This is a genomic window from Flexivirga sp. G2 (assembly GCF_055397625.1).
In genome coordinates this window covers 2847010-2861583 of record NZ_AP039675.1, presented here as the reverse complement: position 1 = coordinate 2861583, position 14574 = coordinate 2847010, and the positions used below count along the sequence as shown (strand labels likewise).

The following is a 14574-nucleotide window of genomic DNA, read 5'->3' as shown; positions in this document are numbered from 1 at the left end:
GGCACGAGGCCGGGCGAGCGGGTCGAGTAGGGCCGAGGTACGAGGCCGGGCGAGCGGGTCGAGTAGGGCCGAGGTACGAGGCCCCACACAATTTCGTGACCCAAGGAGCCAACGTATGAGTGTGACTGCAGCACAAGGGTTTCGGGCCTCCGGTGTCGTCGCCGGCCTGAAGCCGAGCGGCAAGCCGGACGTGGCGGTCGTGGTCAACGACGGCCCGTCGCACGCGGCGGCTGCCGTCTTCACCAGCAACCGGGTCGAGGCCGCTCCGGTCACGTGGTCCCGGCAGGCCGTGAGTGACGGACGAGCCGATGCGGTGATACTCAACTCCGGCGGGGCCAACGCGATCACCGGTGCGCAGGGCTTCGCCGACACACATGCCACCGCCGAGCACGTCGCCGACGCCCTCGGCGTCTCCGCCGGCGATGTCATCGTCTGCTCGACGGGCCTGATCGGCGAATTGCTGCCGATGCAGAAGCTGCTGGCCGGCGCCGACGATGCCATCAACACACTGTCGGCAGAAGGCGGTTCGGCTGCAGCCGAGGCCATCATGACGACCGACACGGTTGCCAAGCAGTCTGTCGCGGCGGGGGACGGCTGGACCGTCGGCGGTATGGCGAAGGGCGCGGGCATGCTCGCGCCGGCCCTCGCCACCATGCTGGTGGTCATCACGACCGACGCGGTCCTGGAGCCGGACGAGGCGGCTGCGGCACTGCGAGCCGCGACGGCGACGACCTTCGACCGGATCGACTCCGATGGCTGTCAATCGACCAACGACACCGTGCTGCTGATGGCTTCCGGGGCGTCTGGCGTTCGGCCGGAGCGGGAGTCATTCGACGCGGCGTTGACCGACGTGTGCGGCGATCTGGCACAGCAACTGATCGGCGACGCCGAGGGTGCAGCGCACGACATCGAGATCGAGGTCGTGCACGCAGCGGATCTCGACGATGCACTGGAGGTGGGCCGATCGATCGCCCGCAACAACCTCTTCAAGTGCGCGATCTTCGGCCAGGACCCGAACTGGGGGCGCATCCTGGCGGCCGTGGGAACCACCCGCGCCCAGTTCGAGCCAGCACGTCTTGCGGTGTCCATCAACGGGATTCAGGTATGCCGCGACGGTGGCGTCGGTGAGGATCGCTCCCTCGTCGACCTCGCCGGCCGAGCGGTGCACATCGTGGTGGATCTCGCCGCGGGGGAGCAGTCCGCGACGATCTGGACCAACGACCTCACGCACGATTACGTCCACGAGAACTCGGCATACTCGACATGAAACGCATACCCACCGACCTCGCCACCGCTGCGGCCAAGGCGACCACGCTCGTGCAGGCGCTGCCCTGGCTCGAGCGATTCCGTGGCGCCCTCGTCGTGATCAAGTACGGCGGCAACGCCATGATCGACGACGAGCTCAAGGCAGCCTTTGCGCAGGACGTCGCGTTCCTGCGGTACGCCGGCCTGCGCCCTGTCGTCGTCCACGGCGGCGGACCGCAGATCCAGCGGATGCTCGACCGACTCGACATCGCGTCGGAGTTCAAGGGTGGGCTGCGGGTCACGTCGTCCGAGGCCATGGATGTCGTGCGAATGGTGTTGACCGGTCAGGTTTCTCGCGAACTCGTCGGCCTGATCAACCAGCACGGTCCGCTGGCGGTCGGTATGTCCGGCGAGGACGGCGCGCTCTTCGGAGCGCGACGTCGTGGCGCGGTCGTCGACGGCGAGACGGTGGACATCGGTCACGTCGGCGATGTCGTCACCGTGAACCCCGCGGCGGTCCAGGACCTCCTGGATGCAGGTCGTATTCCTGTGGTGTCCTCCGTCGCGCCGGACCTCGACGTCGACGGAGAGGTGCTCAACGTCAACGCCGACACAGCGGCCGCCGCCCTCGCCGTGTCGCTGCAAGCGCACAAGCTTGTGGTGCTGACCGACGTCGAGGGCGTGTATGCCGAATGGCCCGACCGCGACAGCCTGCTCAGTTCGCTGCCGGTGAGTCAGGCCGAGGAACTCATGGGTCGCGTCGATGCGGGGATGGTGCCGAAACTCGAGGCGTGCGTGCGCGCCATACGCGGGGGAGTGCCGCAGACGCACGTCGTCGACGGCCGGTCGCCGCACTCGATCCTGCTGGAGATCTTCACCGACGAGGGCATCGGCACGATGGTCCTCCCCGACGACCACGAAGCCGGTCGAGTCGCGGCGAGCGACGAGCCGCGTATCGAGACCGGTAACCAAGCTGGTCGAGTAGGGCGGAGCGCCAGCGGAGCCCGTATCGAGACCACGGAAGAGAACTCATGACCTCCAACAGCGAATGGCTGCAACGGTATTCGGACAGCATGCTCGGAGTCTTCGGAACTCCACCGCTGGTCCTCGACCATGGTGACGGGTGCTACGTCTGGGACGTCGACGGCCGTCGGTACCTCGACCTGGTCGGTGGCATCGCAGTGAATGCACTCGGGCACGGGCACCCCGCACTGGTGTCGGCGATCTCCAAGCAGGCCGGCGAAGCCGTGCACATCTCCAACCTGTTCACCTCGATGGGTCAGATCAGCCTGGCCGAAAGGCTGCTGGAGGTGTCCGGTGCACCGGCGGGCTCGCGGGTCTTCTTCGCCAATTCCGGCGCCGAATCCATCGAAGCCGCAATAAAACTCGCACGCCGCACCGGCCGCACCGGGATCGTTGCCGCGGAGCAGGCGTTCCACGGTCGCACGACCGGGGCGCTCGCGCTGACCCACAAGGCCGCCTATCGCGAACCCTTCGAGCCGTTGCTGCCGGGCGTCCGGCACGTCCCGTATGACGATGTCGAGGCATTGCGCGCGGCGGTCGACGAGACCACCAGCGCCGTCGTTCTGGAGCCGGTGCAGGGTGAGGCCGGAGTGGTCGCACCAGCGGTCGACTTCCTGCGCGAAGCCCGCGAGATCACCACGGCCGCAGGGGCCTTGCTGATCGTCGACGAGATCCAGACCGGCATCGGTCGGACCGGACGGTGGTTCGGCTTCCAGCACGCAGGCATCGTCCCGGACGCGATCACGATCGCGAAGGGGCTGGGTGGCGGCGTGCCGATCGGCGCCCTGATCACCTTCGGCGCCGATGTGTCGAGCCTGCTGACCGCGGGCCAGCACGGCACGACCTTCGGCGGGAACCCGCTCGCGGCTGCCGCAGGTCTGGCCGTCCTGGACACGATCGAGCAGGAGGGTCTACTCGAGCACGCCCGCCTGATGGGCGAGCATCTCGCGAACGCTGTTGCAGCAGCAAGGATCCCGCACGTGACCGGCGTCCGTGGTGAGGGCCTGTTGCGGGCGATCACACTCGACGAACCGATCAGCGCAGCTATCGCGACAGCGGCCCGCGCGGCCGGTTTCATCGTCAATCCGGTGGCACCGGACGCACTCCGGCTGGCACCCCCACTCGTCATACAACCGGAGCAACTGGACACGCTCGAGTCCGCGCTCCCCGACATCATCGAGGACGCGACGTCATGACCCGCCACTTCCTGCGCGACGACGACCTGACACCCGCCGAGCAAGCGACCGTCCTCGCACGAGCCGCCGAGCTCAAGAAGGACCGATTCAGCCTGCGGCCCCTCGCCGGACCGCGAGTGGTCGCGCTGATCTTCGACAAGCCGACCCTGCGGACGCAGCTGTCCTTCACCGTGGGCGTTGCCGAGCTCGGCGGCCACCCGATGGTCGTCGACGGCAACCTCGCGCAGATCGGCACCCGCGAGTCGATCGCCGATGTCACCCGCGTGGTCGAGCGACAGGTCGCCGCGATCGTATGGCGCACCTACGGGCAGGATCGCATCGAGGAGATGGCCACGAATTCGACTGTGCCCGTGGTGAATGCATTGACCGATGACTTCCACCCGTGCCAGATCCTCGCTGACCTGCTGACCATTACCGAGCACAAGGGTGAGCTCGCCGGTCTCACCATGACCTATGTCGGCGACGGTGCGAACAACATGGCGCACTCCTACCTGCTGGGTGGAGCCACTGCGGGCATGCACGTGCGCATCGGTGCACCGGGCACCCATCAACCGCGCGCCGACATCCTGCAACGGGCGGATGAGATCGCCCGTGAGACCGGAGGATCGGTGCAGGTCACCGATGACCCGGTGGCTGCGGTGCTCGGCGCCGACGTCGTCATCACCGACACCTGGGTCTCGATGGGCCAGGAGGCGGAAGCCGGTGACAGGAAGGGTGTGGAGAGCCCGTTCAGCAAGTTCGCCGTCGACGAAACGCTGGTTGCCCACGCCGCTGACGACGCGATCGTCATGCACTGCCTGCCGGCCTACCGCGGGTTCGAGATCAGCGGCGACGTCATCGACGGGCCGCAGTCCGTGGTGTGGGACGAGGCCGAGAACAGGCTGCATGCGCAGAAGGCCGTCCTCTCCTTCCTGCTCGAATCATGATGCGGGACAGGCTGATCGGAGACTCCAGATGAGCAACGAGAGTCCGCTGGCGGCGAATCGCACTGCTCGCCAGCAACGCATCATCGAGATCCTCACCCGCGAATCCGTCGGGTCGCAGGCGTCGCTCGCCCAACGGCTGAAGGCGGACGGTATCCAGGTCACCCAGGCGACGCTGTCGCGCGACCTGCTCGAGCTGGGTGCGGTGAAGGTGCGGCACGGGCGACAACTCGTGTATGCCGTGCCCGGCGAGGGCGGTGACCGGACGCTCGTCAGCGGCGTGGACGGTGACAGCGCGGAGACGGACGCCCGGTTGCGTCGTATCTGTGCCGAACTCCTCGTCACGGCAACCATCTCGGGCAATCTGGTGGTGGTGAGGACACCTCCCGGCGCGGCGAACTTTCTCGCGTCCGCGATCGACCACGCCGACCTGCAGCACGTCCTCGGCACGATCGCCGGTGATGACACGATCCTGTTGATCACCGCTGACGGGAAGGCCGGCCCGGTGAGCAACCACCTGCTGGAGCTGGCGGGCGTCGGCTGACGCTGCGCCGAGCCCCTGACACACCACGCCCTACACAGCACGACCGACACACGACCGATGAGCACGACCGATGAGCACGACCGATGAGAGTGAGCACTTCGTGAGCGACGCCGAACAACGACTCAGCCTGTGGGGTGGCCGATTCGCCGGAGGGCCGGCCGACGCACTGGCCGCCCTGTCGAAATCAACCCACTTCGATTGGCGTCTCGCGCCATACGACATCGCCGGCTCGAAGGCCCACGCGCGAGTGCTGCACACGGCCGGGCTGCTGGACGACGTGACGGCCGTGGCGATGCTCGACGCGCTCGACCGGCTCGCCGCGGACGTCAAGAACGGCAACTTCGTCCCGGCGGATGACGACGAGGACGTGCACACCGCCCTGGAGCGCGGACTGATCGAGCGGGCCGGAGCCGACGTCGGTGGCCGATTGCGCGCCGGTCGCTCACGCAACGACCAGGTAGCGACGTTGTTCCGGATGTACCTGCGCGACCATTCCCGGCTGGTCGCCGGCCTGTTGCTCGATGTCGTCGACGCACTGATCGCACAGGCCGACCAGCACCTCGACGTCGCGATGCCGGGTCGGACGCACCTGCAACACGCCCAGCCGGTCCTGCTGGCCCATCACCTGCTGGCGCACGCGTGGGCCCTGATCCGGGACGTCGAGCGGTTCCGCGACTGGGACCGCCGAACTGACGAATCGCCATACGGTTCAGGGGCGCTCGCCGGTTCCTCACTCGGCCTCGATCCGTTGGCGGTGGCGAAGGATCTCGGCTTCAGCACGTCGACCCGCAACTCGATCGACGGCACCGCAGGACGCGACTTCGTCGCGGAGTTCTCCTTCGTGTCGGCGATGTCGGCCGTGGACATCTCTCGTATCGCCGAGGAGGTCGTCCTGTGGGCGACCAAGGAGTTCTCCTTCGTCACGCTGGACGACGCGTTCTCCACCGGGTCGAGCATCATGCCGCAGAAGAAGAACCCCGACGTCGCCGAGTTGGCGCGGGGGAAGGCAGGCCGTCTGGTCGGCGACCTGGCCGGGTTGATGACGACGCTCAAGGCGTTGCCCCTCGCCTACAACCGTGACCTGCAGGAGGACAAGGAGCCGGTGTTCGATGCGGTGGACACCCTCGAGGTTCTGCTGCCGGCTTTCTCCGGGATGGTCGCGACGCTCACGTTCCACCCGGATCGGCTGAATTCCCTGGCACCACAAGGATTTGCGCTCGCGACCGACATCGCCGAGTGGCTCGTCAAGCAGGGCGTCCCGTTCCGGGTCGCGCACGAAGTCGCGGGGGAGTGCGTTCGGGTCTGCGAGTCCCGTGACATCGAGCTGTGGGATCTGTCCGATGAGGACCTCGCTGGAATCAACCCGGCGCTGACGCCGGACGTCCGTTCCGTGCTCAGCGTCGAGGGCTCGCTCTCCTCACGCAACGGCGTAGGAGGAACGGCACCGGCCCGGGTGGCCGAGCAGTTGCAGCAGGCGCGCGACGCATCGGCGTCGACTCGGTCCTGGGCGAGTGCGGAACTTGCCTTCCCGCAACGCGTGCGATGAGGTCTGCGACACTGCCGCCGTGGCAATGATCCTGCAGTTGGTCGGTCCACCGGCGAGTGGCAAGCGCACGATCGGTGCGATCGTCGCGCGGCGCACCGGTGCCGCGCTGGTCGACAACCACCTCATCAACGATCCGGTGTTCACCGCACTCGGCGTGAACGGCATGGGCAGCCTGCATCCGCAGGCGATCCCGATGGCCGGACGGGTACGGCGGATCGTGCACGAGGCGGTGCTCGCGGCACCGCCCGAGACGTCACACATCTTCACCAATTGGTTGGTCGACACCCCGGAGGACGCCCGGGCGACCCAGCAGATCCGCGACCTCGCGGTCGCACGCGCAGCCGATTTCTATCCGGTGTGGCTCAGCTGTGACGCCGACCAGTTGCGGCATCGAATGACGTTGCCGGACCGGGCCGTTCGCAACAAGTTGCGCGACCCCTCCCGCGTCGACGGCATGCTGGCCCAGGGCATCACGCCGGCGCCCGACGACGCTCTGCTCCTCGACACCACGGGCCTGCGCGCAGAGGACGCCGCGACACAGGTGCTGGCCTGGATCGATGCGCACCACTGAACCCATTGCCACCGCGCACCGTCTGCTGGGTGCGCAGCTGATCGGTCGGGACGTCACCCTCCGGATTACCGAGGTGGAGGCGTATGACGGAGCGAACGATCCGGGCTCCCATGCCTTCCGCGGGCGCACCCCGCGCAACGAGATCATGTTCGGACCGCCAGGGTTCCTCTACTGCTACTTCACCTACGGAATGCACACATGTTGCAACTACGTGTGCGGTGAGGAGGGCCGGGCGGCCGCGGTGTTGCTGCGAGCCGGCGAGGTGGTCGAGGGCGTTGAGCTGGCACGTGCGCGTCGGAATGGGGCGGCGGACCGCGACCTGGCACGAGGGCCGGCCCGCCTGACGAAGGCAGCCGGAATCAGCCTGGGCGACAACGGAATCACGCTGCACGACGACCACTCGCCGGTGCAGGTCCGGTGGTCGGAACCACTGCCGGTGTCGGCGATCCAATCCGGCCCGAGGGTGGGCGTGAGCGGCCCGGGAGGGGACGGGACGTCATACCCCTGGCGCTTCTGGATCGACGGCGATCCGACGGTCTCGCCGTATCGCGCGGCGAAACCGCGTCGTCGGCCGCAGAGCTGATACGGCAGGCTTGTCCCGAACCGGCATCCGCCGGAACCGCACAACCGAGAGGACGGACGACATCGTGAGCAACATCTTCGACGAGCTGCAGTGGCGTGGCTTGGTGGCACAGACCACCGACGAGGCCGCGTTGCGAGAGGCACTCGCCGACGGGCCGTTGACGATGTATGTCGGGTTCGACCCGTCCGCCGACTCCTTGCACATCGGCAATCTCGTGCAACTGATCGTCGCGCGGAAGATGCAACGTGCCGGGCATCGGGTCCTCTGTCTGGTCGGTGGTTCCACGGGTCTGATCGGCGATCCGAAGCCCGACTCCGAACGCGTCATGCGCAGCAAGGACGAGGTCGCCGCAGCGGTGGCGCTGATCCGGCAGCAGGCCGAGGCACTGCTCGACTTCGACGGCGACAACCCGGCGACCATGGTCAACAACCTCGACTGGACCGAGCCGATCTCCGCGCTGGACTTCCTGCGTGACTACGGCAAGCACTTCCGGGTCAACGCGATGATCAAGAAGGACGCGGTGTCCCGGCGGCTGCACAGCGAACAGGGGATCAGCTACACCGAGTTCAGCTACCAGATCCTGCAGGGACTGGACTTCCTGCACCTCTACCGTGCGGAGCGTTGCACGCTGCAGCTCGGCGGTAGTGACCAGTGGGGCAACCTGCTCGCGGGCGTGGATCTGATCCGCTCCGCGGAGGGCACTTCGGTGCACGCCATGACGACGCCGTTGATCACCGACGCGAACGGGCGCAAGTACGGCAAGTCGGAGGGGAACGCACTCTGGCTCAACCCCGACCGTATGTCGCCGTACGCCTTCTACCAGTTCTGGATCAATTTGGATGATGCCGACGTCATCGACAAGATGCGGGTCTTCACCGACCAGGACCAGGCGTCGATCGCCGAGTTCGAACGACTGGTGGCCGAGGAGCCGTTCCGTCGCGCCGCGCAGAAGGCCCTGGCACAGGAGATGACGACCCTGGTGCACGGCGCCGATGCGACCGCTGCCGTGCAGGCGGCGTCCGAGGCATTGTTCGGCAAGGGTGATGTGTCCGGTCTGGACGAGCGGACCTTGCAGGACGCGACCGCGGAACTGCCCGGCGGTGAGGTTGCGCCCGGTGCGTCGATCGTGGACGCACTGATCGCAGTCGGCATCGCCGATTCCCGCAACGCGGCTCGCCGGCTGATCGGGGACGGCGGCATCTCGGTGAACAACGTCAAGGTGACAGACCCGGATGCGGTCCTCGACGGGGGCGCGTACCTGCACGGTCGGGTGGCGCTGCTCAAGCGCGGCCGGAAGCACCTCGCGGCGGCTCGTCTCGGGGCCTGACCGCGCGGCTCCATCCCGTCGAAATCGGCGGGATGGAGCCGATTTGCATGCGCGGGCAGGTGCTGGGTAATGTCTCTCCTCGCGCCTCGGGAACGAGCGCACAGCGACGCAGGTCGATGTGCACGAGATCACGAGCGCAGGGTCCACCCTCAAGTTGCCGGCTCCGGCCGGCTCGGGTAAGGTAGATCCTCGTTGCCAGGGAGGCACGGACACCGACGGCGAGAGCCGCGGCGGCCGGTCCCGGAGCAACAAAAACACTCCTTCTGATCGATTCGAATTACTTCGGTTCGCCCGAAAACATCGATTTGGAAAGACACCGAAGAGAGTGTTAAGTTTTAAAAGCCCCAAGAGCGAAGCAAGAAAAACGCGGAGCAAAAGGGTGCAGTCGTTTTTTGAGAACTCAACAGCGTGTCGAATGATTGATGCCAATTGTTTGTTGGTTTGATCGTTTTTGTAGCATTTTTTGCTCTTGATCGATTTTTGCCAGTTTTGGATTCTTTTTTGGAGAGTTTGATCCTGGCTCAGGACGAACGCTGGCGGCGTGCTTAACACATGCAAGTCGAACGATGATGGACCAGCTTGCTGGTTTGGATTAGTGGCGAACGGGTGAGTAACACGTGAGTAACCTGCCCTTCACTTTGGGATAAGCCTTGGAAACGGGGTCTAATACCGAGTATTCACATTTTGCCGCATGGTGGGGTGTGGAAAGCTTTTGTGGTGAGGGATGGACTCGCGGCCTATCAGCTTGATGGTGGGGTAGTGGCCTACCATGGCTTTGACGGGTAGCCGGCCTGAGAGGGTGACCGGCCACACTGGGACTGAGACACGGCCCAGACTCCTACGGGAGGCAGCAGTGGGGAATATTGCACAATGGGCGGAAGCCTGATGCAGCGACGCCGCGTGGGGGATGAAGGCTTTCGGGTCGTAAACTCCTTTCAGCAGGGACGAAGCTTTTGTGACGGTACCTGCAGAAGAAGCACCGGCTAACTACGTGCCAGCAGCCGCGGTAATACGTAGGGTGCGAGCGTTGTCCGGAATTATTGGGCGTAAAGAGCTTGTAGGCGGTTTGTCGCGTCTGCCGTGAAAGCCCAGGGCTTAACCCTGGGTCTGCGGTGGGTACGGGCAGACTAGAGTGTGGTAGGGGAGACTGGAATTCCTGGTGTAGCGGTGAAATGCGCAGATATCAGGAGGAACACCGATGGCGAAGGCAGGTCTCTGGGCCACTACTGACGCTGAGAAGCGAAAGCATGGGGAGCAAACAGGATTAGATACCCTGGTAGTCCATGCCGTAAACGTTGGGAACTAGGTGTGGGCCTCATTCCACGAGGTCCGTGCCGTAGCTAACGCATTAAGTTCCCCGCCTGGGGAGTACGGCCGCAAGGCTAAAACTCAAAGGAATTGACGGGGGCCCGCACAAGCGGCGGAGCATGCGGATTAATTCGATGCAACGCGAAGAACCTTACCAAGGCTTGACATACACCGGAATGTGCCAGAGATGGTGCAGCCTTCGGGCTGGTGTACAGGTGGTGCATGGTTGTCGTCAGCTCGTGTCGTGAGATGTTGGGTTAAGTCCCGCAACGAGCGCAACCCTCGTTCCATGTTGCCAGCACGTAATGGTGGGGACTCATGGGAGACTGCCGGGGTCAACTCGGAGGAAGGTGGGGATGACGTCAAATCATCATGCCCCTTATGTCTTGGGCTTCACGCATGCTACAATGGCTGGTACAGAGGGTTGCGATACCGTGAGGTGGAGCGAATCCCTTAAAACTGGTCTCAGTTCGGATTGGGGTCTGCAACTCGACCCCATGAAGTTGGAGTCGCTAGTAATCGCAGATCAGCAACGCTGCGGTGAATACGTTCCCGGGCCTTGTACACACCGCCCGTCAAGTCACGAAAGTCGGTAACACCCGAAGCCGGTGGCCCAACCCTTGTGGGGGGAGCCGTCGAAGGTGGGATTGGCGATTGGGACTAAGTCGTAACAAGGTAGCCGTACCGGAAGGTGCGGCTGGATCACCTCCTTTCTAAGGAGCATTAACACCTTTCATTGCCGAATGTGTAGTGGGGTGGCTCATGGGTGGAATCATCAATCAGAATGCTTGACACATTTCGTGTTGGGCCGGCGGAGTACGAACAGTTCACTGGTTTCCCTTGTGGGGGGTTGGTGGTGTTGTGGAAATGTTGGTTCGGTGTGGGTGTGTGGGGTGTCGGCACGTTGTTGGGTTTTGAGGAAACGACTGCCTGGCCGGCCTTACGGGGTTGGGTGGGGTGGTGTTTTCTTGGTGCTGCCCGTCACCGGGTGATCCGATTGGATTGTTTGGTGGTGGTGTTGGTGTGTTGTTTGAGAATTGTATAGTGGACGCGAGCATCTTTGTAGTTTTTAAGAATTTTACTGGTTTTTGTGTAAGTTTTTAAGAGCGCATGGTGGATGCCTTGGCATCAGGAACCGATGAAGGACGTAGTAATCTGCGATAAGCCTCGGGGAGCCGATAAACGGGCTGTGATCCGAGGGTTTCCGAATGGGGGAACCCCGCACCAGTTATGTGGTGTGACCCGTATCTGAATACATAGGGTACGTGGAGGGAACGTGGGGAAGTGAAACATCTCAGTACCCACAGGAAGAGAAAACAACAGTGATTCCGTGAGTAGTGGCGAGCGAAAGCGGATCAGGCTAAACCATGGTTGTGTGATACCTGTCAGGGGTTGCAGTCATGGGGTTGTGGGATGGTGTCGTTACCGTGTCTGACAGTGCGGTGGCGTGATGGTGTGCGTGTAGTCGAATCAGTGGTGAGTGCTGAACCGTAGAGGGTGGGAGTCCCGTAGGCGAAATGCGTAACACGGCGTTTGATGTTATTCCCAAGTAGCACGGGGCTCGAGGAATCTCGTGTGAATCTGCCAGGACCACCTGGTAAGCCTAAATATTCCCTGATGACCGATAGCGGACTAGTACCGTGAGGGAAAGGTGAAAAGTACCCCGGGAGGGGAGTGAAATAGTACCTGAAACCATGCGCTTACAATCCGTCAGGGCCGGCCCGTGGGCTGGTGATGGCGTGCCTTTTGAAGAATGAGCCTGCGAGTTAGTGCTCGGTGGCGAGGTTAACCCGTGTGGGGAAGCCGTAGCGAAAGCGAGTCCGAAGAGGGCGTTTGAGTCGCTGGGTCTAGACCCGAAGCGGAGTGATCTACCCATGGCCAGGTTGAAGCGACGGTAAGACGTCGTGGAGGACCGAACCCACTTCAGTTGAAAATGGAGGGGATGAGCTGTGGGTAGGGGTGAAAGGCCAATCAAACTCCGTGATAGCTGGTTCTCCCCGAAATGCATTTAGGTGCAGCGTTGCGTGTTTCTTGCCGGAGGTAGAGCTACTGGATGGCTGATGGGCCTCACCAGGTTACTGACGTCAGCCAAACTCCGAATGCCGGTAAGTGTAAGCGTGGCAGTGAGACTGCGGGGGATAAGCTTCGTAGTCGAGAGGGAAACAGCCCAGATCACCAGCTAAGGTCCCTAAGCGTGTGCTAAGTGGAAAAGGATGTGGAGTTGCTGTGACAACCAGGAGGTTGGCTTAGAAGCAGCCACCCTTTAAAGAGTGCGTAATAGCTCACTGGTCAAGTGATTCCGCGCCGACAATGTAGCGGGGCTCAAGCACACCACCGAAGCTGTGGCAATCGCACATTTTCCTAGCTTCACCTTTCGGGGTGTTGTTCAGGGGTGTGATTGGGTAGGGGAGCGTCGTGTCACCAGTGAAGTCCCGGTGTGAACCAGGGGTGGAGGTGACACGAGTGAGAATGCAGGCATGAGTAGCGAATGACGGGTGAGAAACCCGTCCGCCGAATAACCAAGGGTTCCAGGGTCAAGCTAATCTTCCCTGGGTAAGTCGGGACCTAAGGCGAGGCCGACAGGCGTAGTCGATGGACATCCGGTTGATATTCCGGAACCGGCGAAAGACCGCCCATATCGAATCAAGGGATGCTAACCACCCGAACCGCCGTGACTGATCCCTTCGGGGTGATGCGTGTGTGGGGAGCGTGGGACCCGATCTTGTAGTAGGTAAGCGATGGAGTGACGCAGGAAGGTAGCCTCCGCGGGGCGATGGTTGTCCCCGTCCAAGCGTGCGAGCCGACTGGTAGGTAAATCCGCTGGTCATGAGGCTGAGGCGTGATGGTGACCACGTAATGTGGGAAGTAGGGTGATCCTATGCTGCCGAGAAAAACTTCTAGCGAGGTCTGAGCCGCCCGTACCCCAAACCGACTCAGGTGGTTAGGTAGAGAATACTAAGGCGATCGAGTGAATCATGGTTAAGGAATTCGGCAAAATGCCCCCGTAACTTCGGGAGAAGGGGGGCCCACTGCCCTGAAGAGACTTGCTCTCTAGGGGTGGGGGCCGCAGAGACCAGGGAGAAGCGACTGTTTACTAAAAACACAGGTCCGTGCGAAGAAGTAATTCGATGTATACGGACTGACGCCTGCCCGGTGCTGGAACGTTAAGGGGACCGGTTAACACTTTCGGGTGTGAAGCTGAGAACTTAAGCGCCAGTAAACGGCGGTGGTAACTATAACCATCCTAAGGTAGCGAAATTCCTTGTCGGGTAAGTTCCGACCTGCACGAATGGCGTAACGACTTCTCCACTGTCTCAACCATGAACTCGGCGAAATTGCATTACGAGTAAAGATGCTCGTTACGCGCAGCAGGACGGAAAGACCCCGGGACCTTTACTACAGCTTGGTATTGGTGTTCGGTGCGGCTTGTGTAGGATAGGTGGGAGACTGTGAAGCGCACGCGCCAGCGTGTGTGGAGTCATTGTTGAAATACCACTCTGGTCGTTCTGGGCTCCTAACTTCGGACCATGATCTGGTTCAGGGACAGTGCCTGGTGGGTAGTTTAACTGGGGCGGTTGCCTCCCAAAGGGTAACGGAGGCGCCCAAAGGTTCCCTCAGCCTGGTTGGTAATCAGGTTTCGAGTGTAAGTGCACAAGGGAGCTTGACTGTGAGACAGACATGTCGAGCAGAGACGAAAGTCGGGACTAGTGACCCGACGGTGGCTTGTGGAAGCGCCGTCGCTCAACGGATAAAAGGTACCCCGGGGATAACAGGCTGATCTTGCCCAAGAGCTCATATCGACGGCATGGTTTGGCACCTCGATGTCGGCTCGTCGCATCCTGGGGCTGGAGTAGGTCCCAAGGGTTGGGCTGTTCGCCCATTAAAGCGGTACGCGAGCTGGGTTTAGAACGTCGTGAGACAGTTCGGTCCCTATCCGCTGCGCGCGTAGGAAACTTGAGAAGACCTGTCCCTAGTACGAGAGGACCGGGATGGACGAACCACTGGTGTGTCAGTTGTACTGCCAAGTGCACCGCTGATTAGCTACGTTCGGAAGTGATAACCGCTGAAAGCATCTAAGCGGGAAGCACGCTTCAAGATGAGGTTTCCAACAGGTTTTAACCTGGTGAGGCTCCCAGCTAGACTACTGGGTTGATAGGCCGGATGTGGAAGCACAGTAATGTGTGGAGCTGACCGGTACTAATAAGCCGATAACTTACCTCACAACTTATTCTTAGACTTGCAAGGATACGCGTCCACTATACGATTCTGAAACAACACCCACACAGTGACAGCACAACCCCCAGCCTC

9 protein-coding genes and 2 rRNA genes are annotated in these 14574 nt (G+C 62.7%); all 11 read left to right on the top strand.

Annotated elements, in window-relative coordinates; genetic code table 11:
• Nucleotides 1-115 precede the first annotated feature (115 nt).
• The 11 genes from argJ to ACZ50J_RS13825 all read left to right on the top strand — a co-directional run bounded on the left by argJ (nucleotide 116) and on the right by ACZ50J_RS13825 (nucleotide 14487).
• On the top strand, nucleotides 116-1267 hold the full coding sequence (argJ, locus tag ACZ50J_RS13875; RefSeq protein WP_464297740.1) for a bifunctional glutamate N-acetyltransferase/amino-acid acetyltransferase ArgJ: 1152 nt from the start codon (nucleotides 116-118) through the stop codon (nucleotides 1265-1267).
• Nucleotides 1264-2280 (top strand): acetylglutamate kinase, encoded by a 1017-nt coding sequence (argB, locus tag ACZ50J_RS13870; protein ID WP_464297739.1) that lies wholly within the window; start codon nucleotides 1264-1266, stop codon nucleotides 2278-2280. The genes argJ and argB overlap by 4 nt, the downstream gene beginning before the upstream one ends.
• The gene (locus ACZ50J_RS13865; protein ID WP_464297738.1) at nucleotides 2277-3464 is read left to right on the top strand and encodes an acetylornithine transaminase; all 1188 of its coding nucleotides are present in this window, start codon (nucleotides 2277-2279) and stop codon (nucleotides 3462-3464) included. The genes argB and ACZ50J_RS13865 overlap by 4 nt, the downstream gene beginning before the upstream one ends.
• On the top strand, nucleotides 3461-4390 hold the full coding sequence (argF, locus tag ACZ50J_RS13860; RefSeq protein WP_464297737.1) for an ornithine carbamoyltransferase: 930 nt from the start codon (nucleotides 3461-3463) through the stop codon (nucleotides 4388-4390). The genes ACZ50J_RS13865 and argF overlap by 4 nt, the downstream gene beginning before the upstream one ends.
• Before the next feature lie 28 nt (nucleotides 4391-4418).
• Entirely contained in the window at nucleotides 4419-4931 is a 513-nt protein-coding gene (locus ACZ50J_RS13855; protein ID WP_464297736.1) for an arginine repressor, read from the top strand.
• 70 nt (nucleotides 4932-5001) lie between these two features.
• A complete protein-coding gene (gene argH / locus ACZ50J_RS13850; RefSeq protein WP_464297735.1) occupies nucleotides 5002-6477 on the top strand; it encodes an argininosuccinate lyase in 1476 nt (491 codons plus the stop codon).
• Nucleotides 6478-6496: 19 nt separating this feature from the next.
• Complete coding sequence (locus ACZ50J_RS13845) at nucleotides 6497-7048, top strand: P-loop nucleotide/nucleoside kinase family protein (protein ID WP_464297734.1); 552 nt, start codon at nucleotides 6497-6499, stop codon at nucleotides 7046-7048.
• Nucleotides 7035-7631 carry a DNA-3-methyladenine glycosylase gene (locus ACZ50J_RS13840; RefSeq protein ID WP_464297733.1) on the top strand — a complete coding sequence of 199 codons (597 nt, stop codon included), beginning with the start codon at nucleotides 7035-7037 and terminating at the stop codon, nucleotides 7629-7631. Before ACZ50J_RS13845 ends, ACZ50J_RS13840 begins: the two co-directional genes overlap by 14 nt.
• 64 nt (nucleotides 7632-7695) lie before the next feature.
• Nucleotides 7696-8958: a tyrosine--tRNA ligase gene (gene tyrS, locus ACZ50J_RS13835; RefSeq protein WP_464297732.1), complete on the top strand. Its 1263-nt coding sequence runs from the start codon at nucleotides 7696-7698 to the stop codon at nucleotides 8956-8958.
• A gap of 498 nt (nucleotides 8959-9456) precedes the next feature.
• Nucleotides 9457-10979, top strand: a 16S ribosomal RNA gene (locus tag ACZ50J_RS13830).
• A 377-nt stretch (nucleotides 10980-11356) separates the two neighbouring features.
• Nucleotides 11357-14487: ribosomal RNA gene (locus tag ACZ50J_RS13825) — 23S ribosomal RNA — on the top strand.
• Together the 16S and 23S rRNA genes form the textbook arrangement of a ribosomal RNA operon.
• The last annotated feature ends 87 nt before the right edge of the window (nucleotides 14488-14574 follow it).